The organism is Pseudonocardia sp. P1, assembly GCF_000178675.2.
Lineage (GTDB): Bacteria > Actinomycetota > Actinomycetes > Mycobacteriales > Pseudonocardiaceae > Pseudonocardia.
Genome location: NZ_ADUJ02000001.1, coordinates 1,481,234 through 1,499,479, shown reverse-complemented (window position 1 = coordinate 1,499,479; position 18,246 = coordinate 1,481,234). Strand labels below are relative to the sequence as shown.

Annotated in this window: 20 protein-coding genes; 8 read left to right on the top strand and 12 right to left on the bottom strand. The window is 74.8% G+C overall.

What is annotated here, in order from left to right:
* Nucleotide 1: 1 nt before the first annotated feature.
* The 3 genes from PP1_RS06450 to PP1_RS06440 are packed head-to-tail and all read right to left on the bottom strand — an operon-like array spanning nt 2 to nt 2,754.
* Nucleotides 2–1,225 (bottom strand): alpha/beta hydrolase family protein, encoded by a 1,224-nt coding sequence (locus PP1_RS06450; RefSeq protein WP_010243874.1) that lies wholly within the window; start codon nt 1,223–1,225, stop codon nt 2–4.
* Between the two features lie 31 nt (nt 1,226–1,256).
* Nucleotides 1,257–1,736, bottom strand: a complete 480-nt coding sequence (locus tag PP1_RS06445; RefSeq protein WP_010243876.1) for a hypothetical protein — start codon at nt 1,734–1,736, stop codon at nt 1,257–1,259.
* A gap of 43 nt (nt 1,737–1,779) precedes the next feature.
* Nucleotides 1,780–2,754 (bottom strand): proteasome assembly chaperone family protein, encoded by a 975-nt coding sequence (locus tag PP1_RS06440; RefSeq protein WP_010243878.1) that lies wholly within the window; start codon nt 2,752–2,754, stop codon nt 1,780–1,782.
* A 144-nt stretch (nt 2,755–2,898) separates the two neighbouring features.
* On the opposite strand from PP1_RS06440, the gene PP1_RS06435 reads away from it, so the two are divergent.
* Nucleotides 2,899–4,197, top strand: coding sequence for an MFS transporter (locus PP1_RS06435; protein ID WP_075314106.1), 1,299 nt, complete (start codon nt 2,899–2,901; stop codon nt 4,195–4,197).
* 40 nt (nt 4,198–4,237) lie between these two features.
* On the opposite strand, the gene PP1_RS06430 is transcribed toward PP1_RS06435, so the two are convergent.
* On the bottom strand, nt 4,238–4,906 hold the full coding sequence (locus PP1_RS06430) for a PadR family transcriptional regulator (protein ID WP_212592096.1): 669 nt from the start codon (nt 4,904–4,906) through the stop codon (nt 4,238–4,240).
* Nucleotides 4,907–5,238: 332 nt separating this feature from the next.
* Between PP1_RS06430 and PP1_RS06425 the strand changes: the two genes are divergently transcribed.
* On the top strand, nt 5,239–5,568 hold the full coding sequence (locus PP1_RS06425; protein ID WP_010236339.1) for a hypothetical protein: 330 nt from the start codon (nt 5,239–5,241) through the stop codon (nt 5,566–5,568).
* A gap of 10 nt (nt 5,569–5,578) precedes the next feature.
* Here the strand turns inward: PP1_RS06425 and PP1_RS06420 are convergent, their stop codons facing one another.
* Entirely contained in the window at nt 5,579–5,995 is a 417-nt protein-coding gene (locus PP1_RS06420) for a MarR family winged helix-turn-helix transcriptional regulator (protein WP_010236335.1), read from the bottom strand.
* 107 nt (nt 5,996–6,102) lie between these two features.
* Here PP1_RS06420 and PP1_RS06415 point away from each other — a divergent pair, with 107 nt between their 5' ends.
* A complete protein-coding gene (locus PP1_RS06415; protein WP_010236331.1) occupies nt 6,103–7,014 on the top strand; it encodes an alpha/beta hydrolase in 912 nt (303 codons plus the stop codon).
* 34 nt (nt 7,015–7,048) lie between these two features.
* On the opposite strand, the gene PP1_RS06410 is transcribed toward PP1_RS06415, so the two are convergent.
* Nucleotides 7,049–8,632 (bottom strand): thiamine pyrophosphate-binding protein, encoded by a 1,584-nt coding sequence (locus PP1_RS06410; RefSeq protein WP_083697083.1) that lies wholly within the window; start codon nt 8,630–8,632, stop codon nt 7,049–7,051.
* Nucleotides 8,629–9,096, bottom strand: coding sequence for a MarR family transcriptional regulator (locus tag PP1_RS06405; protein WP_139317193.1), 468 nt, complete (start codon nt 9,094–9,096; stop codon nt 8,629–8,631). The genes PP1_RS06410 and PP1_RS06405 overlap by 4 nt, the downstream gene beginning before the upstream one ends.
* 119 nt (nt 9,097–9,215) lie before the next feature.
* Between PP1_RS06405 and PP1_RS06400 the strand changes: the two genes are divergently transcribed.
* A complete protein-coding gene (locus PP1_RS06400) occupies nt 9,216–9,659 on the top strand; it encodes a CBS domain-containing protein (protein WP_010226107.1) in 444 nt (147 codons plus the stop codon).
* A gap of 78 nt (nt 9,660–9,737) precedes the next feature.
* Nucleotides 9,738–10,136, top strand: coding sequence for a YkvA family protein (locus PP1_RS06395; RefSeq protein WP_010226109.1), 399 nt, complete (start codon nt 9,738–9,740; stop codon nt 10,134–10,136).
* Here PP1_RS06395 and PP1_RS06390 read toward each other — a convergent pair.
* A complete protein-coding gene (locus PP1_RS06390; protein ID WP_010226111.1) occupies nt 10,109–10,573 on the bottom strand; it encodes a hypothetical protein in 465 nt (154 codons plus the stop codon). The two genes, PP1_RS06395 and PP1_RS06390, sit on opposite strands and share 28 nt — an antisense overlap.
* A 190-nt stretch (nt 10,574–10,763) precedes the next feature.
* Here PP1_RS06390 and PP1_RS06385 point away from each other — a divergent pair, with 190 nt between their 5' ends.
* Together PP1_RS06385 and PP1_RS06380 are read left to right on the top strand one after the other, a co-directional pair.
* Nucleotides 10,764–11,969, top strand: coding sequence for an RtcB family protein (locus tag PP1_RS06385; protein WP_010226113.1), 1,206 nt, complete (start codon nt 10,764–10,766; stop codon nt 11,967–11,969).
* 74 nt (nt 11,970–12,043) lie between these two features.
* Nucleotides 12,044–12,466, top strand: coding sequence for a DUF4190 domain-containing protein (locus tag PP1_RS06380; protein ID WP_139317192.1), 423 nt, complete (start codon nt 12,044–12,046; stop codon nt 12,464–12,466).
* 23 nt (nt 12,467–12,489) lie between these two features.
* On the opposite strand, the gene PP1_RS06375 is transcribed toward PP1_RS06380, so the two are convergent.
* The 3 genes from PP1_RS06375 to PP1_RS06365 form a co-directional block, all read right to left on the bottom strand.
* A complete protein-coding gene (locus tag PP1_RS06375; RefSeq protein WP_010226117.1) occupies nt 12,490–13,332 on the bottom strand; it encodes a glycerophosphodiester phosphodiesterase in 843 nt (280 codons plus the stop codon).
* Between the two features lie 119 nt (nt 13,333–13,451).
* Entirely contained in the window at nt 13,452–14,285 is an 834-nt protein-coding gene (locus tag PP1_RS06370; protein WP_060572742.1) for an SGNH/GDSL hydrolase family protein, read from the bottom strand.
* 99 nt (nt 14,286–14,384) lie between these two features.
* A complete protein-coding gene (locus PP1_RS06365) occupies nt 14,385–15,155 on the bottom strand; it encodes an IclR family transcriptional regulator (RefSeq protein WP_075315026.1) in 771 nt (256 codons plus the stop codon).
* Between the two features lie 608 nt (nt 15,156–15,763).
* On the opposite strand from PP1_RS06365, the gene PP1_RS06360 reads away from it, so the two are divergent.
* A complete protein-coding gene (locus PP1_RS06360; protein ID WP_227012647.1) occupies nt 15,764–16,717 on the top strand; it encodes a M23 family metallopeptidase in 954 nt (317 codons plus the stop codon).
* Nucleotides 16,718–16,756: 39 nt separating this feature from the next.
* Here PP1_RS06360 and sthA read toward each other — a convergent pair whose 3' ends face one another.
* The gene (gene sthA / locus PP1_RS06355; protein ID WP_029239727.1) at nt 16,757–18,193 is read right to left on the bottom strand and encodes a Si-specific NAD(P)(+) transhydrogenase; all 1,437 of its coding nucleotides are present in this window, start codon (nt 18,191–18,193) and stop codon (nt 16,757–16,759) included.
* Nucleotides 18,194–18,246 lie beyond the last annotated feature (53 nt).

Genomic DNA, 18,246 nt, shown 5'->3' with positions numbered 1-18,246 from the left:
GTCAGCCCGCCGCCGCGACCCGGGCGGGCGCCGCCAGCGTGGCGTCGAGCCAGTCGAAGACGCGGCGGTGGTACACGGCACGCCCGCTCGTCTCGCAGTGCCCGGAGACGTCGTCGGCCCGGCCGAACTCGACGTACTCGACGGGGCAGGTCAGCGCGGCGGCGAGGACCGGGGCCGCCGCGGACAGTTCGTCGCCCGCGGTGCGGCACACGAACGTCGGGCAGCGGACGAGGTGCTCGCGGCCCTTGAGCGTGTACGCGGCGAGCATCGACAGCATCTCCAGCGGGTCGCCGGCCCCGTGCACCCAGAGGTTGCGGCGCATCGACCAGCCTGCGGACGGCTTGCGGATGGTGGAGCCGAGGGCGGCACGCAGCAGGGGCCGGGTGAGCGGAGTGCCGTGGGGGAGCCCCCGGGCCAGCACGCGGGGCAGCTTCGCGCGGACGGCGTCGAGCAGGTCGTAGGGCCCGCTGTCGGAGACGCAGGCGGCCAGCCGGTGCTCGGCGGTCGCGGCCCGCGGGGCGGTGTAGCCGCCGAAGCTCCAGCCGATCAGCGCGATCCGCGCCGGGTCGACGTCGGGGCGGGCGAGGGCGTGGTCGACGACGGGGGAGACGACGTTCTCCCAGTCCGGCCGGAAGGGGATGCCCTGGTCGAGGATCACCGATCCCTGGCCGGGGCCGTCGAAGGCGAGCACGTGGTAGCCGCGCTCCAGGGCGGCGGCGCCGGAGGCGAGGTAGAGCTCCTCGACCGTGCCGTCGTAGCCGTCGGTGAGGATCACGGTCGGCCGGGGCCGGTCGTCGCCGGCTGCGCGGAAGAAGTAGCCGGGCAGCGTGGTGCCCTCGTACGGGATCGCCAGGACCTCCGGCGGGCGGTCGAACAGCTCGCCCGCGGCGCGGAAGGCCGCCGTCTGGGCCCGTGAGCTGTCCCGGAACCGCTGGTCCACCGGCGCCCCCATGAGGAACAGGCCGGCGGTGCGGTGGTAGTTCGACGCCCGCAGGAACGCGTCCCGGGCGCTCGCCCGGTGCCCCCGGCGCAGGCTCTCCTCGGCGTCACGCTGCACGCGTTCCGCGGTCGCGGACCACTCCGCGTACCAGAGTGCGCCGTCGGTGCGGGTGATCCGCCGTGCGGTCGCCACGCACTCGCCGAGCTCCGCCCCGCCGGACCGGACGTAGGCCAGCGCACGCACGAACTGGGCGTCGAAGAGGTCGTCCTGCATCACGAGGCCCACGGGCCCTCCCGGAATCGGATCGGTCGCGGGCTCAGCGCAGGATCTCCACGAGCAGCACCCAGGTGGTGGTCAGCGCGCCCGCGAAGGCGGCGAGGACGGCGAACACGAGCACGTACAGGCCGGCGGTGCTGCCCGTGACCAGCAGGACACCGCTCACCAGCACGCCGCCCGCCGTGCACACGGCGGGGGTGACGGTGCTGGCGAGCCGGACGGCCACCGGTTGCTCGGGCGGCCGGACGCCCGGCCGGGCCTGCCAGAGCAGCCCCGGGCAGACCAGTGCGGCGAGCACGAGCAGCTCGACGCCGAACGCCGCCGGGGTCTGCGGCACGAGCAGCAGCATCGCCGACGCGGTCGGGACGAGGAGCAGCAGCAGCGCGAACGCGGAGCGGCTCTGCAGCAGCGCGGAGCCGATGATCTGCCGCAGGTTGATCGAGATCGAGACGAAGAGCAGGCCGATCAGGGCGGCACCGGCGCCCGTGACGGCGACCCCGAACTCGCTCCATGCCTCCACGGAGCGGGGACTCGCCGGGCGCGGTGCCGGTGTTAGCGGACGCTCACGCCGGTGCCGGCGGGGCCGGCGGTTCCTGCGGCGGGTCGTTGTCGCGCCCGGACTTGTCGCCGGGCTTGTCGTCGCCGCCCGCGGCGAGGAAGCGTTCGAACTCGGCGGCCAGCTCGTCACCGCTGGGCAGGTCACGACCCTCCAGCTCGTCGGTGAGGTTCCCGCCCTCGCGGGCCGCGGCGACCTGGTCGTACTGCTCCTCGAGCGCCTTCACCACCTGGACGACCTCGTCGGAGTCGGCCATCTGCTCGGCGATCTCGGTGTCGGCCTGCTCGGCGGCGCGGGTCAGCGTCTCGGTCGGCAGGTAGAGACCGGCGGAGAGGCCGGCGTGGTCCAGCAGCACCCGCGCGGCCTGCGGGTACGCCGACCGGGCCAGGTAGTGCGGCACGTGCACGGCGTACCCCATCGCGTCCTGACCGGTCTGCCCGAGCCGGTACTCGAGCAGCGCGGCCGCGCTCCCCGGGACGTCCGCGGTCGCGAACCAGGGGGTGTGGCCCTCGACCAGCTCGGGGCGGGTCGCGTGCGCGGTGACGCCGATCGGACGGGTGTGCGGCACCGCCATCGGGATGCCCTGCAGGGTGATCACCAGGCGGACGCCGAGCTGCTCGACCAGCAGGCCGACGGCGGCGACGAACCGCTCCCACTGGGTGTCCGGCTCGGGGCCGGAGAGGAGCAGGTACTGGGTCTCGCCGGTGTCGGTGAGTGCGACGACGTCGAGGGCGGGCGGGTCGTAGTCGGACCAGTGGTCGGTCTCGAAGCGCAGCGGCGGGCGCCGGGAGCGGTAGTCGACGAGCTGGTCGATGTCGAAGCTCGCGACCGGCGTGGTCTCGCGCTCGTCGGTCAGCGCGCCGACCGCGAGGGCCGCGGCGTTCCCCGCGTCGACGAAGCCGTCGAGGACGACGATGAGGACGGGCTCGTCGAGCCGCGGTGCGGCCTCGTCGACCTGGTAGAGCTGGGCGGGATCGAGCACCGGTGTCCTCCGTGTCGTGGCGTGCGGCCCGACCCTATCCGGATGCGCGCCGCCCGCGCCCGGTACTCGTCGGAGGTCCGCGGTGTGAGACGTGTCGTCGGAGCGGGTGTGCGGTGTGCGCATGGACCACAATGGGGTTCCGTCATGCACACGTCACAGCGCGCTTACCTCGTCTGGTCCGCCGGTCTCCTCGCCTACGTCGTGGCGGTGCTTCAACGCAGCTCGTTCGGCGTCGCCGGGCTGGACGCCGCCGACCGGTTCGACGCGTCACCGACGATGCTCGGCGGCTTCCTCGTCCTGCAGCTGCTGGTCTACGCGATGCTGCAGGTCCCGGTCGGGCTGCTCCTCGACCGGTTCGGCGCGCGGACGATGGTGCTCGCCGGCGCGGTGACGATGACGGCCGCGCAGGTCCTGGTCGCGCTCGCGACCTCGCTGCCGCTGGCGATCATGGCCCGGGTGCTCGTCGGTGTCGGTGACGCGCTGACCTTCATCTCGGTGCTGTCGGTCCTGTCGGTGTGGTTCCCGGCCCGCCGGGTCCCGCTGATGACCCAGCTCACGGCGCTGCTCGGCCAGTTCGGGCAGGTGCTCTCGGCGGTGCCGCTGGCCACCGTGCTGCACGGCTGGGGCTGGACACCGGCGTTCCTCGCCGCCGCGGGGGCCGGCGTCGTCGCCGGGATCGCGGTGTTCGCGGGGTTCCGCAACCGCCCGCCGGGTGCGCCCGCCCCGGCGGCCGCCGCGAGCCCGCGCGAGGTCCTCGACGGCCTGAAGGGCGCGTGGCGCCATCCGGGGACCCGGCTCGGGCTGTGGTCGCACGCCGGGACGCAGTTCTCCGGCCTGGTGTTCGCGCTGCTCTGGGGCGTGCCGTACCTGGTGGTGGGGCAGGGCATGAGCCCGACCGGTGCCTCGGTGATGCTGACCGTGCTGGTGCTGGCGGGCGCCGTCGTCGGGCCGGTGTTCGGCGAGTTCACCGCCCGGCACCCGCTGCGCCGGTCCTGGCTCGTGCTGTCGGTGATCGCGGCGACCGTGCTGGTGTGGGTCGCGGTGCTGCTCGTGCCGCCGCCGGCGCCGATGTGGCTGCTGGTGCTGCTCGTCGTCGTGCTGGCCGCGAACGGGCCGTGCTCGGCCGTCGGGTTCGACTACGCCCGCACGTTCAACCCCGAGCACCGGCGCGGGACGGCGGTCGGCATCGTCAACGTCGGCGGGTTCACCGCGTCGCTGACGACGACGCTGCTCGTCGGCGCCGTGCTCGGGGCCTCGGGCGGCTACACGCCGGAGGCGTTCCGGACGGCCTGGCTGGTGCAGTTCCCGATCTGGGCGATCACCGTGGTCGGTGTCGTCGGCGCCCGTCGCAAGGCGCGCCGGGTGATGGCGGCCGAGGGCACGGTCGTCCCGCCGATCCGGGACGTGCTGCGGCGCGGCCGTCGCCGCCGCGAACTGTCCTGAGGACACCGGTGCCCGGCCGCGCGGCCGGGCACCGGCGTGATCACTCCGCCAGCAGGCGGTAGAGCGCCTTGCGGGCCTCGGTCAGCGACTCGGTCGCCGAGGCGACCTGCTCGGCCGACCCGGCCGCAGCGACCTGCTGGGCGGCGGCGAACAGCTTGGACAGCTCCTCGCCGAGCCCGTCGGCCGGCTCGTCGGACGCCTCGCCGTCGGCGGTGAAGGGGGCCCACACCGCGTCCAGCGCGGCGCGGTTCTCCTCCACGTGCCGGGTGCCCTCCTCGGTGAGGTGGACGACCCGGCGGCCCTCGGTCTGTTCCGAGCGGACCAGGCCCTCGTCCTCGAGCTGGGACAGCATCGGGTAGACCGAGCCGGGGCTCGGCTTCCACTGTCCGCCGGAGCGCGCGGTGATCTCCTGGATGATCTCGTAGCCGTGCCGCGGGCCGTCGGCGACGACGGCGAGCACCGCCGTGCGGACGTCACCGCGGGCGGTGCGACGGCCCCGCCGGCCGAAGCCGCGCGGTCCGCCCGGCCCGAACGGACCGCCGGGGCCGAAGCCACCCGGTCCGAAGGGGCCACCGGGGCCGAAGCCACCGGGTCCGAAGGGGCCGCCCGGCCCGAAGCCGCGTCCGCGACCGTGGGGGCCACCGCGGTGGTGCCGGCGTCCGCGGCCGCGCGGGCCGCGCTCTTCTCCTTCGTCGTGCTCGTCGTCCATGGGTGCCTCCTGGGGGCCGCAGGTGAAGGGGGAGTCGGGTCCGAACCGGGCCCGGGGGTGGCGATGGCCGGGGCGGCGTCCGCGTGCGAACGGCGGGCCCCAGGGCATGTCTCGCGTGGTCATGACTCGTGGTCCTCTCGTCGTGAGCCTCCTCTTCGATCGGCTCGTGTGCCATCACGATATATCGCGACCTGTCAGCGTTGCAACGAGATATGTCTGAGAATCTGCTGAGGAGGACCCCCGCCGTTCGGCGGGTGGCCGGTCGCACGGGTCCCGTGTTGACTGTTCGTGCAGGTCCGGGGGGATGCCGGGCCGGACGAGGGGAGGTCGCCGTGGGGCGTCACGACAGGAACGACGGCTCCGAGGGCGCGTCCCGGGGCGAGGCCGAGATGCTCGACCTGAGCGAGGTCTCGGCGGAGGACCTGCGCGACCGGCTCTCCGCGCGCTCCGACGGCCGCGACGAGCGCGTCGTCCACGCGGCGACGGAGCTCCGGGCGAGTCTCGACCGGCTCACCGGGGCGATCGCCTACCGGCGCGAGGCCCTGGTCACCCGGGCCGGGGAGATCGCGCGGGCCGCGGCCCCTTTCGCCGGCGGGGCGGCCGCGGCCGGGGTCGGGGCGTTGCTGGTCGTCAGGCGGGCCCGGCGGCCGCGACAGCGCTGACCGGCCGGGGTCACTCCCCGGGCGCGAGCAGGGCGTGCAGGATCCGCTGCAGTGCGGCGCGGTCGCGCGCCGTGATCGTCGCCAGCCTGCGCTCGAACTCCGTCGCGAGCGCCGCGAGTGCCCGGTCCCGGGCCACCTCGCCCTCGGGGGTGAGCGCGAGGCGGTGCCGCCGGAGGTCCGCGTCGTCGATCTCGCGTCGCACGAGTCCCTTGCCGACGAGGTTGCGGACGTAGACGGTCACGCTCGCCCTGGGGATCACCAGCGCCGCCGCCAGCTCGGCCGGGTACGGCGACGTGCCCACCTCGGCGAGGACGAAGAACTCCTTCGTCTCGAGCCCGAGCGCGGCCAGCTCGCCTGTGCAGGCGTCCAGCACGACGGTGAGCAGGCGGTGGTTCAGCGTCCACAGCTGCGCGGCGTCGACCGACATGCGCGTCTCCCGTCAGGTAGTACAGTTCTAAACAAGTACGAGAATGAACTGGTGGTGGTCCGGAACGGCCGATGGTCGGACGGACTCTAGGCGGAAGGCGTCACCCGGTGCTCCAGCACGTCACGATCCTGCGCGGGCCGATCGAGCTCGCCGCCGACCTCCACCTGCCCGACGACGCCGGCGACGCGCCGCTGCGCGCCGTCGTGCTCTCCACCCCGGGCAGCAGCGTGAAGGAGCAGATCGGCGCGAACTACGCCGCCCGCCTCGCCGCCCGGGGCATCGCGGCGCTCGTGTTCGACCCGGCACACCAGGGGAGCAGCGGCGGCGAGCCCCGCGACCTCGAGGACCCGTACCGCCGTGGCGAGGACATCTCGTACGCGATCGACACTCTCGGCACGCTCCCCGGTATCGACCCGGAGCGGATCGGCGTCCTCGGCATCTGTGCCGGCGGCGGCTACGCGGTGCACACCGCCCGGACCGACCACCGCATCCGGGCGGTCGGCACGGTCGTCCCCGGGAACATGGGCACCTCGTTCCGCGGCTTCCAGCCGGACGGGCCGGTGGCCGCGCTCGACGCCCTGGCCGCCGCACGCACCGAGGAGAACCGCACCGGTGAGCAGGCCCGGGTGAACTGGCTGCCCGACACCCCGGAGGACGCCGTCGCGGCCGGCCTGACCGACCTCGACACCACCCAGGCCGTCACCTACTACCGGACCGCGCGGGGTGGCCACGAGCACTCGACGAACCGCCGCCTCGCGCGCGGCGACGCGTTGCTCCTGGGGTACGACGCGTTCCACCTGGTCGACCGGCTCATGACCCAGCCGCTGCAGGTCGTGCTCGCCGGGCGCGCAGGGAACACCGGCTCGTCCGAGGCGGGGAGGCGGCTGTGGGACCTGGCGCCGCACCCCGTCGACCTCATGGTCGTCGAGGGCGCCGGCCACTACGAGATGTACGACGTCCCCGAGTACGTCGACGCGGCCACCGACCGCCTGGCCGCCTTCTACGAGTCCCACCTGTAACCCGTGATCACGGACCGGGAAGGGAGGCGGCCGGTCACTCGTCGTCCCAGCGGGGGGAGGTCGTGCGGGGCGGGAGCAGCGCGGCGCCGAGCCGGACCAGGTGCGGGCGGCCGGACCCGACGGCGTCGCGTACCGCGGCGCCGAGCCCGGCGATCGGGACGTCGACCGCGTCCAGCCCGTACGCGTGGGCCAGCGCGACCAGGTCGGGGGTGTGCAGGTCCACCCCGGCGTGCGGCGCACCGGCGCGGTCCTGGTCGTAGCGGAGCATCCCGTACCCGCCGTCGTCGACGACGAGGACGGTCACCGGCAGCTGCTCCTGCACCAGCGTCGCGAGCTCACCGACGGCCATGGCGAGCCCGCCGTCGCCCACCACGGCCAGGGTCGGGGTCCCGGTCGCCGCCACGCCGAGCGCCGCGGGCAGGCCGAACCCGAGGGTGCCCCAGCCGACCGGGTACGCGAGGCCGCGCGGCCCGCTCACCCGGGCGTAGCCGCCGGTCCAGTAGCCCGCGACGGCCATGTCGCAGACGACGGCGGCGCCGGTCGCCGTCACCGACTCGACGGCCTCGACCAGCGTCCAGGCGTCGGCGGTCGCCGGGTCGTCACGCAGGCGGGCCCGGACCCGGCCGGCGACGCCGGTGTCCCACCACGGCCCGCGCCCCGGGAGCCCGGCGGCCAGCTCCCCGGCGATCACGGCCACGTCGCCGGTCAGGGCGTGGTCGGGCGTCCACTCCGGCGGATCGGCCGGCGGCGCCGGGTCGACGGTGACGAGCACCGGCGGGCGGGGCATCGTCCAGTTGCGGGTGTCCATCCCGTCCAGCCCGCCGCCGACGGCGAGCAGGACGTCCGCCGACCCGACGAGCGCGGCGACCTCCGGCTCGTGCGGGGGAGCGTCGAGCGCGCCGTCGAGCCCGCGCGCCCCGAATGCGGTGACCAGCGGCGCCCCGAGCCGGCGGGCGAGCGCGGAGACCGGTCCGGCGGCGTCGACGGCACCGCGCCCCGCCCAGACGACGACGGTCCCGCCCGCGAGGACAGCCGTCACCGCGGCGAGCGCGTCGTCGTCGGGTCGTGCCGGGGCTCCGTCCTCGACGGTGCAGGGAGCGACCTCGGCGGGTGCGCCCAGCAGGTCGGCGGGGACGTCGACGTAGACCGGGCCGCGCGGCTCGGTCAGCGCGACGACGACCGCCTCCCGGACCGCCCGCGCGGTGTCGGCCGCCGTGCGCGGGGTGCGGACCGCCTTCACCAGCGGCGCGAACACCGCGGCCTGGTCCCGTGACTCGTGCAGCACCCCGCGCAGCCGGCCCGGGCGCCGCAGCCGCTGCGGGATCTCCGAGGCCACCAGCACCACCGGTGACCCGGCCGCCGCGGCCTCGCCGAGACCGGTGAGCGCGTTCGTCGCCCCCGGCCCGGTGGTCACGACGGCCGCGCCGAGCCGCCCGGTGCGGCGGGCCCAGCCGTCGGCGGCGGCGGTCGCGGCCTGCTCGTGCCGGACGACGACCGGTGAGCCGGGTCCGGGACCGAAGAACGCGAGGTTGTGCACGCCGGGCAGGCCGAACACGGTCGTGGCGCCCGCCTCGCGCAGGACCGACAGCACGTCGTCGGCGACGGTCGGTCCCGTCATGCGGAGGCGGGACGCGCGCCCGCGGCGGCGAGCGCGGCGAGCAGGGCGGCGGCGTCGTCACGGCGACCGGCCGGGACCCTGCCCAGGACGGCGGCGATCTCCGCCCGGCGGTGCTCGTCGATGTCGTGGACGACGGCGCGGCCGGCCGCGGTGAGCTCGACGACGAGGTGCCGGCGGTCGTCGTCGTGGGTGCGGCGGGCGATCAGCCCGGCCCGCACCAGCCGCTCGACCACCCGGGTGGCGTTGGACGAGTGCACGCCCAGCCCGCGCCCGACGGTCGCGACGTTCGTCGGCCCGGACTCGTCGATCATCATCAGGACCCTGAGCTGCGGCAACGTGATCGCGTTGTCGGTCGCGGCGACGGCGCGGACGCTGATCCCGGTGAACAGCCGCGCCACCGCGAGTCCGGCCTCCACGTCGGCGCTGCGGACGTGATCCATCTCGCGGGCTCGTGTGTCGGGCACGTCGCGTCCCCTCCCTGACGGGCGGATTTTACCGGCCGATGAGAGCTCGCCCGGAAGTTCTTGGCATTGCACAACTACTGCGCAAGCGCAACAATAGCGGGCGTCGAAGGGAGAGTTCCATGAAGGTGTCCGACATCCTGCGGATCAAGGGCGACGCGGTGCAGACCGTGCTGTCGTGGAACACGGTGGGGGAGGCGGCCACGCGGCTCGCCGGACCGCCCGCCATCGGCGCCCTGGTGGTGTCCGACGACGGGTTCCGTGAGCGTGTCGACGGGATCGTCTCCGAGCGGGACATCGTGCGCCGGCTCGCGTCCGACGGCGGCGCGGTCAGCCGCCTGACGGTCGCCGACGTGATGACCCGGCACGTGATCACCTGCCGGCCCGACGACCCCATCGCCGAGGTCATGGCGCAGATGAACCGCTGGCGGCACCGCCACCTGCCGGTCGTCGAGGACGGGAAGCTCTGCGGGATGATCAGTATCGGCGACGTCGTGAAGCAGCGGCTGGCCGAGATGAGCACCGAGGCCGGGGTGCTGCGCGACATCTACCTCGCCTCGCACTGATCCCCGGGCGGGGCCCGCCGGGAGGGTGACGTCCGTTCCACCGGGAACGACGGCGGGTGCGCGTGCGTTGACCATGTCATGAGCGCTGCATCCGCCACGTCCCGCCGGGCCGGTCGTACGGCCGCGTTCACCGCGCTGTTCCGGGCGCTGACCCGTCGCGGCGGTCCCGGTGAGCCCGGCCCCGCCGCCCGGGTCAGGGCCCTGCCGTCCATGGTCGGCGACGCCTGGCGCGGTACCTACCCGCACCTGGGCAAGGGCCGGATGGCCACGTTCCTGCTGGCACTGGCCTACCTGGTCTCGCCGGTCGACCTCGTGCCCGAGGCGTTCCTGGCCGTGCTGGGCCTCACCGACGACGCCGTCGTCGCCATGTGGCTGGGCGGGGCCCTGCTGGTCGAGGCCGACCGCTACCTCGGCTGGCGCCGGAGCGCCCCCGTCGTGATCGACGGCGGTCAGGTCGCGCAGTTCGACCGGACGTAGTCGTTGATCCGCTGCGACGCCGCCTGGTACTCGGGGTCGCTGCGGGCCTGCGCGATCTCCGGGTCCCGTGCGACGGCCATCGTGTCGCCGCCGTTGGCCTCGAGCAGCTCCAGCTGACGCTCGACGAGCTGGTTGGCCCGGTCGAAGTCGGCGCGGATCTCCTGCGGAGCCAGCGAGCTGACCTGCTGGTTCGCCCGGCGGACCTCGGCGGCGACCCGGTCGATGTCGCCCAGCGAGCGGCCGATCGCGAGCCCGCTGACCGGCTGGGCGGCGTCCCGGCTGGCCTGCACCGCCTCGCAGAACGGGGTCGTCGCGACCGCCTCGGTGGTCGTCGCCTGGCGGGACGAGCCGGGCTGCGTGGCGAGCGACCCGCCGCACCCGGCGACGAGCACGAGGGCCGCCGGGACGAGCAGCGCGAGCCGCCGTACAGCCGTCATCGTGGTGCCTCCCCGTCGCCGACCGGGCCGGGCGGCCGATCCGTCGGCGGAATTCTAGGTCGGGGCCCGTGAGGTCCCTGTCGGCGGACCCCGCGGCACGCGACCGGAAATGCGGATGCCCGTCCGGCGCCGGTGCGCGATCGTCGATCACCCCCGATCGCCGGGGCGTACCGAACCGGAAGGACGAGCCATGTTCACCCTCACCGGCACCGCCGCACCGGTCCGTCTCTGGACGGACCCGGAATCGGTCGAGCCGGGCGCACTGACCCAGCTGCGCAACTGCGCGGCGCTGCCCTGGACGCACGGCGTCGCCGTCATGCCGGACGTGCACCAGGGCTACGGCGCGACCGTGGGCTCGGTCGTCGCCATGCGCGACGCCGTCTCCCCGGGCGCCGTCGGCGTCGACATCGGGTGCGGCATGTCCGCGGTCCGCACCGACCTGACCGCGGCCGACCTCCCCGACTCGCTCGCCCGCGTCCGGTCGCAGGTCGAGCGGGACGTCCCGGTCGGGCGCGCCGGCCACCGCGACGGCCCCGACCTGGCCCGCCTCGGCATCGAGGACGGCTACGACTGGACGGCGTTCTGGACCGGGTTCGACCGGCTGCACCACCTGCGCGACGCGTCGTGGACCAGCGAGGACGCGCTCCGCACGAAGGCACACCGGCAGCTCGGCTCGCTCGGCTCCGGAAACCACTTCCTCGAGCTGTGCACCGACGGCGACGACCGGGTCTGGCTGATGCTGCACTCCGGCTCGCGCGGGATCGGCAACGTCCTCGCGAACCTGCACATCGAGAAGGCGAAGGAGCTGCCGCACAACCAGGACCTGCCCGACCGCGACCTCGCCGTGTTCCTGTCCGGGACACCGCAGATGGACGCCTACCGGGCCGACCTCTTCTGGGCGCAGGAGTACGCCCGGCTCAACCGGCACGTGATGATGCGGCTGTTCGAGGCGGCGCTCGCCCGCGCACTGGGCCGGCCGGTGGCGTTCGAGCCCGAGGTGTCCTGCCACCACAACTACGTGTCCGAGGAGACCTACGACGGTGTCGAGCTCGTCGTGACCCGCAAGGGCGCGATCTCCACCGAGGGCGGGCGCCGGGGGATCATCCCCGGGTCGATGGGGACCGGTTCCTTCATCGTCTCCGGCCTGGCGGCCCCGGAGTCGTACTGCTCGGCGTCGCACGGTGCCGGGCGGCGGATGTCGCGGGGAGCGGCGCGCCGGCAGTTCTCGGTGGCCGACCTGCAGGCCCAGACCGAGGGCGTCGAGTGCCGGAAGGACGCGGGCGTGCTCGACGAGATCCCCGGCGCCTACAAGGACCTGGACACGGTGATGTCCGAGCAGACCGACCTCGTCCGGGTGGAGCACCGGCTCCGCACGATCCTCTGTGTGAAGGGGTAGGTGCCCGTCCACTGTCGACCGGCCGGGTGCGCGCCGGGCTGGTGCCGGGCCGCCGCGCAGGGCACGGTGGTGCCGTGAGCAGTGACGACCGCGACCCACGGCCGGGCGGGACGCCCGGGGACGACGCACCCGGCGGCGCCGGGTACGGCCCCGGGGCCGCGGGCCCGCCACCGTGGGCTGCCGGCCCACCGGGGTACGGGGGACCGCCCGGCCCGTACCCCGGCTGGGGCCCCGCCTACCCGCCGCCCCGCCCGACGAACGGCATGGCGATCGCCTCGCTCGTCCTCGGGATCCTCTGGCTGTACGGGCTCGGGAGCATCCTCGCCCTGGTGCTGGGCTACGTCGCGAAGCGGCAGATCGCGGAACGTGGCGAGCAGGGCGGCGGCCTGGCCACCGCGGGGATCGTGCTCGGCTGGATCGGCGTCGCCGTCCTGGTCGTGGCGATCGTGTTCTTCGTCGGGATCGCCGCGTTCGGGATGGCGGGCAACAGCTACTGACGGCCCGGGCCGGGACCCGCGGATCAGCCGCCGAGCACGCCCCGCAGCACGCCCGGGTGATCGGTGATGATCCGGTCGACACCGGCGTCGAGCATGCGGCGCATGTCCGCCTCCTCGTTCACGGTGTAGACGCCGGTCTCCATGCCGCGCTCGCGGACGGCCTCGACCAGGGCGGCGTCGGTGTTCCGGAAGCTCGGGTTGACCTGGTCGACCCCGGCGGCCTTCGCCTCGTCGAGTTCGGCGGCGGTCGGGCGGGTCTCGTAGAGCCACCCGGCGGGGACCCCCGGCGCGGCCTCGGCGAAGCGCAGCATCGCGTCGTGGTCGAACGACTGCACGACGACGCCCGGGCGCGGCTCACCGAGCGCGGCCGCCACCTCCTTCTCGATGCCGGGGTAGGTCGCCGGGTCCTTGAGCTCGATCAGCAGGCCCGCGCGGTCACCGGCCCGCTCGACGAACTCGTCGAAGGTCGGGATGCGCTCGCCGGCGAACTCCGGACCGAACCAGGATCCGGCGTCGAGCTGCTTCAGCTCGTCGAGGGTGAAGGACCCGACCGGGGCGAGCGCGCGGGCCGGGAAGACCTGCTCGACGTCCGTGGTGCGGGTCAGGGTGCCGTCGTGCAGCAGCACGAGGCGGCCGTCGGCGGTGCGCTGGACGTCGATCTCGACCGAGTCCGCCTTCTGGGCGACGGCCTCGTCGACGGCGGCGAGGGTGTTCTCCGGGGCGTCGCCGGACGCGCCGCGGTGCGCGACGACCTCGGGGCCGCCTTCCTGCGGCTCCGCGACGGCGGACGGGGCGAGGGCCAGCAGGGCGGCCGGGACGAGGGCGACGGGGAGCAGCGTGCCGAGCACGCGGCGCAGGGGGCGCACGGGGGTACCTCCGGATGGGGGAACACGATCGGGTTCGACCCTTCGTGTCCGGTTCGTCCGGTGGGTGGCGTGCAGATGGCCACGCGGCGACGAGCGCCGGAACCCCTGGGCGCCGGGTGTCAGGTGCGTGCGGCCGCCGCGGTGAGTGCGGGCAGGTAGCCGCCGGCGTAGCCCTCGGCGGTCGGGTGGTAGAGCGCCTGGTCGGCGGACCTCCCCGGCGGGTTGATCCACGGGTCGGCACTGCAGAGGCCGTGTCCGGCGAAGGCTCCCCGGACGTCGACGAACTCCCCGCGGAAGCGCTGCGCCGCGTCGGCGAGCGACGCGTCGAGCGTGTCGGCGGCCCGGTTGAGCGCCGCACGCCGGGCCGCGTTCGGCACTCCGCTCACGTCGCAGGACGCGCCGGGCTCGAACAGCCGCGGGTATCCGAGGACGAGGATCGTCGCGTCCGGTGCCTGCAGCCGGACACCGACGATCGTCGAGATCAGGCCGCCCGGCGCGACGAACCGGGCGGCACGCTCACCGGCCCGGATCGCGCGGAAGCAGGTCTCGTCGTCGGGCGCCGTGCTGCAGGTCGCCAGCACCGGCCCGAAGCCGGTGTCGTTGCCGCCCACCGTGATCGTGACGAGCGAGGTGTCCCTGGCGACCGTGCGGACCTGCTTCGCGACGACCTCGCCGCTCGTCGCGCCGCTGCAGGCGACGTTCGTGAACGACGCGGGGGAGTTCCGGGCCGCCCACAGCGCGGGGTAGGAACTGTCGCTGCGACGGCAGGCGCCGGTGGCGGGATCGGGGGTGGCCCCGACCCCGGCGGCGTAGGAGTCACCGAGCGCGACGTAGCGGGTGTCGCTGCGGGCGACGGCGGGTCCGGGCGGGGCGGCGACGGCGGCGGGCGCGAGCCCGGCGAGCAGCAGCACCGCCAGGGCACAGACCGGCAGCGGGAGCAGGAGGCGGCGCACGGCTCCAGCCAACCGCCGGCGACACCCTCCCGGCAATCGCGGTACCGAGTGACCGGGTGCACGGGCGGTGGAGCACGGTGTGGGCCGAACGGGTCCCGGTCACCGGTCCCCGGGCCCGGCGCCGGTCTCCGGCACCCACCCGAGCCGGCGGGAGATCGCCTCCCCGGCCTCGACGACGAGGCGGGCGACCCGTCGTCGTTCCGGGGGGCCGAAGCGGGACACCGGCGCGCCCACCGCGAGCGCGGCGACGACGTGGCCGGTCGCGTCGCGGACCGGCGCGGCGACCGAGGCGACGTCGCCCTCCTGCTCGTCCGGCACCTCCGCCCAGCCGGACCGCAGCACGCGGTCCAGCCCGGCGCGCAGGTCGTCCGGCTGCCGGGGGGCGGGGATCGGCGGGTGCGCCAGGTACTCCTCGCGCTCGGCGGGGTCGAGGTGGGCGAGCAGTACGCGGCCGCAGCTGGTGCGGTGGGCGGGAACGCGGCTCCCGGCCCCTGGCGGTGGGTGGTGGGGGCCCTCCAGCCGGTCGACGTGGACGACCTCGTCGCCGACGAGCACGCCGACCTGCACGGACCCGCCGGTCTGCGCGCGGACCCGGAAGAGGACCTGGGCCGCGGCCGTGTGCAGCTCGCGGTGCAGCGGAACCGCCCGGCCGAGCTCGAGCACCACGATGCCGAGCCGGTAACCGCCGGTGTGCGGGTCCTGCTCGACGAGCCCCTCCGCGGCCAGCGTCGTGACCAGCCGGTGCACCGCGGACTTCCCGACGCCGAGCCGCCGCGAGAGCTCGGAGACGCCGACCGGGCCCTCGTCGGTGAGGAAGGTCTTGAGCAGCCGGGCGGCGTTCGTGACCGTCGACAGCGGTGCGTCGCCCACGGCCGTGCCTCCCGTCCGGACGAGCACGGGGTGACCTCCGGGGCCGATCGCTCCGGGAGCGGGCACGCTAGGCCCGCCCGGCCGGTGCGTCAAGCGGCTCCCGGGGTGCCCGGCAGGGCGCTGACGTGCGGATCTCCGGTCGCCGCACGCGATGCTCGACGGCACCCGGTGTGCCGCCGGCGTGCCACCCGATGGTGGCCACGGTGCGTGACCGCCGGCACACCCCGGCCGGACGGCGAGACCACTCGGCCCGAGCGGGCCCGGCGGCGTTCGTGCAGGTCGATCGCCTGATTCGGGGTGAGATCGCCGGTGGTCGCTGCGATGAACGGCAGGTTGCGCCGGTGTCGGTCACCGAGCGTCCGCTCACCGCCCGTCGCGTTCCGGTGGTCTCGTGATCACCCTTTCGGGTTTGTCCGGGCGCCGAGCCCCGCTAGCGTGCTTCTCAGATCACGGAACGGTTACGAACCGGACGCGGCCCGACCCCCGACGGGCTGCCCGCTCCCCACGGGTTGTCCGCCGTTCCGCGATCTGGAAGGAAGATCGTGGCACGGCATCGCTCCCCCCAGGGCCGACCTGCGAGCCTCGGGCTCCTGTCACCGCAGTTCGCGGTGGCAGGGGCCGGTGGCATCGGCGGCACCTTCCCGGCCGGACCGCACGTCCGGCACGCCCGCACCGCGGGCTGGTCCGTCCCCCGTGACCCCGCCGGGACCTCCCGCTCCGCCGGCTCCCGGGACACGGGCTCCTCCGTCTCGACGTCGGCGAAGGTCGTCGCGGCCGTCGTCGCGGTCGGCGGGCTCGCCGGCGCCGCGCACGCGACGACGGGCGGCGCCGAGCTGCCCTCCCCGGCGGCCTGGTTCCAGGGGCTGTCGTCCGAGGCCCCCGCCGAGGCCGCCGTACCGGCGCCGCGGGCCCCGGTGGACTCCGCCCCGGCGGCGACGCCGATCGCCGACGCGAGCACCATCGCCGCGCTGGCCACCCCGGCCGCCGCGGGTGGCTCGGTCGCCGCACGGACCGTCACCGCGGCTCCCGCCGCGCACACCGGCGCCGCCGAGGCCGTGCAGAGCGCGTCGGCGTCGGTCGGCGAGGTGCAGAAGGCCGCCGCCGAGCGTGCGCGCGCCGCCGAGGCCGCCCGCGCCGCCGGTGCGACCGGCTCGCTGCAGTCCGCCTCCGCGGGCGGCGCGGTGTCGATCGTGACCGGGCGTGTCACCTCCGGGTTCGGCACCCGGTGGGGCACCGGCCACATGGGAATGGACGTCGCCGCGCCGATCGGGACGCCGATCCACGTCCCGCTGGCGGGCACCGTGATCAGCTCCGGTCCCGCCAGCGGGTTCGGCATGTGGGTCCGCGTGCAGCACGACGACGGCACCGTCACCGTCTACGGCCACATCAACCGTTCCCTGGTGTCGGTCGGGGAGAAGGTCTCGGCCGGTCAGCAGATCGCCGAGGTCGGCAACCGGGGCCAGTCCACCGGCCCGCACCTGCACATCGAGGTCGTCGACCCGAGCGGGACGAAGATCAACCCGAAGCCGTGGCTGGACGCCAACGGGTTCTCCTACACCTGACCGGGCGGCCGGGCCCGGCGGCCGTGGGGGACCGCCGGGTCAGGAGCCCTGCACGGACTCCAGCGCACGGATCTTGTTCGTCGCGTCCAGGGCCGCCACCTTGTACGCCTCGGACAGCGTCGGGTAGTTGAGGACGGTGTCGACCAGGTAGTCGACCGACCCGCCGCAGCCCATGATCGCCTGGCCGATGTGCACCAGGTCGGTGGCGTTCGTGCCGAACACGTGCACGCCGAGCAGTGTGTGGTCGTCGGGGGAGACCAGCAGCTTGAGCATGCCGTAGGAGTCGCCGACGATCGCGCCGCGGGCGAGTTCGCGGTACCGGGCCAGACCCGTCTCGTAGGGGATCGCGGCGGCCGTCAGCTCGGCCTCGGTCCGCCCGCAGAACGAGATCTCGGGGATCGTGTAGATCCCGATGGGCTGCAGCTCGTGCAGCTCCCGGACCGGCTCGTCGAACAGGTGGTACGCCGCCAGCCGGCCCTGGTCCATGCTGGTCGACGCGAGCGCCGGGAACCCGATGACGTCGCCGACCGCGGCGATGTGCTCCACCGAGGACCGGAACTGCTTGTCCACCTCGATCCGGCCGCGGTCGTCGGCCTGCAACCCGGCTGCGGCGAGCTGCAGCTCCTCGGTCAGCCCCTGCCGGCCCGCCGAGTACATGACCATGTCGGCGGGGATCTTCTTGCCGCTGACCAGACTGGTGACGGTGCCCTTGCCGTTGACATCGACCGAGGACACCTCCTCGCCGAACCGGAAGGTCACCGCCGAGTCGCGCAGGTGGAACTTCAGCGACTCCACGATCTCGGGGTCGCAGAAGCCGAGCATCGAGTCCCGCTTCTCCACCACGGTGACGCGGGTGCCGAGCGCGGCGAACATCGAGGCGTACTCGATGCCGATCACCCCGGCGCCGACGACGACCATCGATCCGGGCACCCGGCCCAGCTCGAGCACCTGGTCGGAGTCGACGACCCGCTCGCCGTCGAACGCGACGGTGTCCGGGCGGGCCGGCCGGGTCCCGGTGGCGATCACGAACCTCGACGCGGTGACGGTGTTGTGGTCGCCCCGCCCGGAACCCTCGACGACGACGGTGTGCGGGTCGGTGAACCGCGCGGTGCCGGTGAGGATGTCGACGTGGTTGCGCAGCAGCTGGTTGCGCACGATCTCGATCTCGCGGCCGATGACGTGCCGGGTCCGGGCCAGCAGGTCGTCGATGGTGATCTCGGCCTTGACCCGGTAGCTCGCGCCGTACATCTCCCGCTGGTGCAGGCCGGCCAGGTAGACGACGGCCTCCCGCAACGTCTTCGACGGGATGGTCCCGGTGTTGACGCAGACGCCGCCCATCATGTGCCCGCGGTCGGCGATGGCGACCCGCTTGCCGAGCTTCGCCGCGGCGATCGCGGCCTTCTGCCCGCCGGGCCCGGAACCGATCACCAACAGGTCGTAGTCGTACACGGGGCGCTCCTCGGCGTCGGCACTCACGCCGACCAGCCTCACGGTCGCCGGGGCACCCGGCAACAGGGCGGACGTGAACA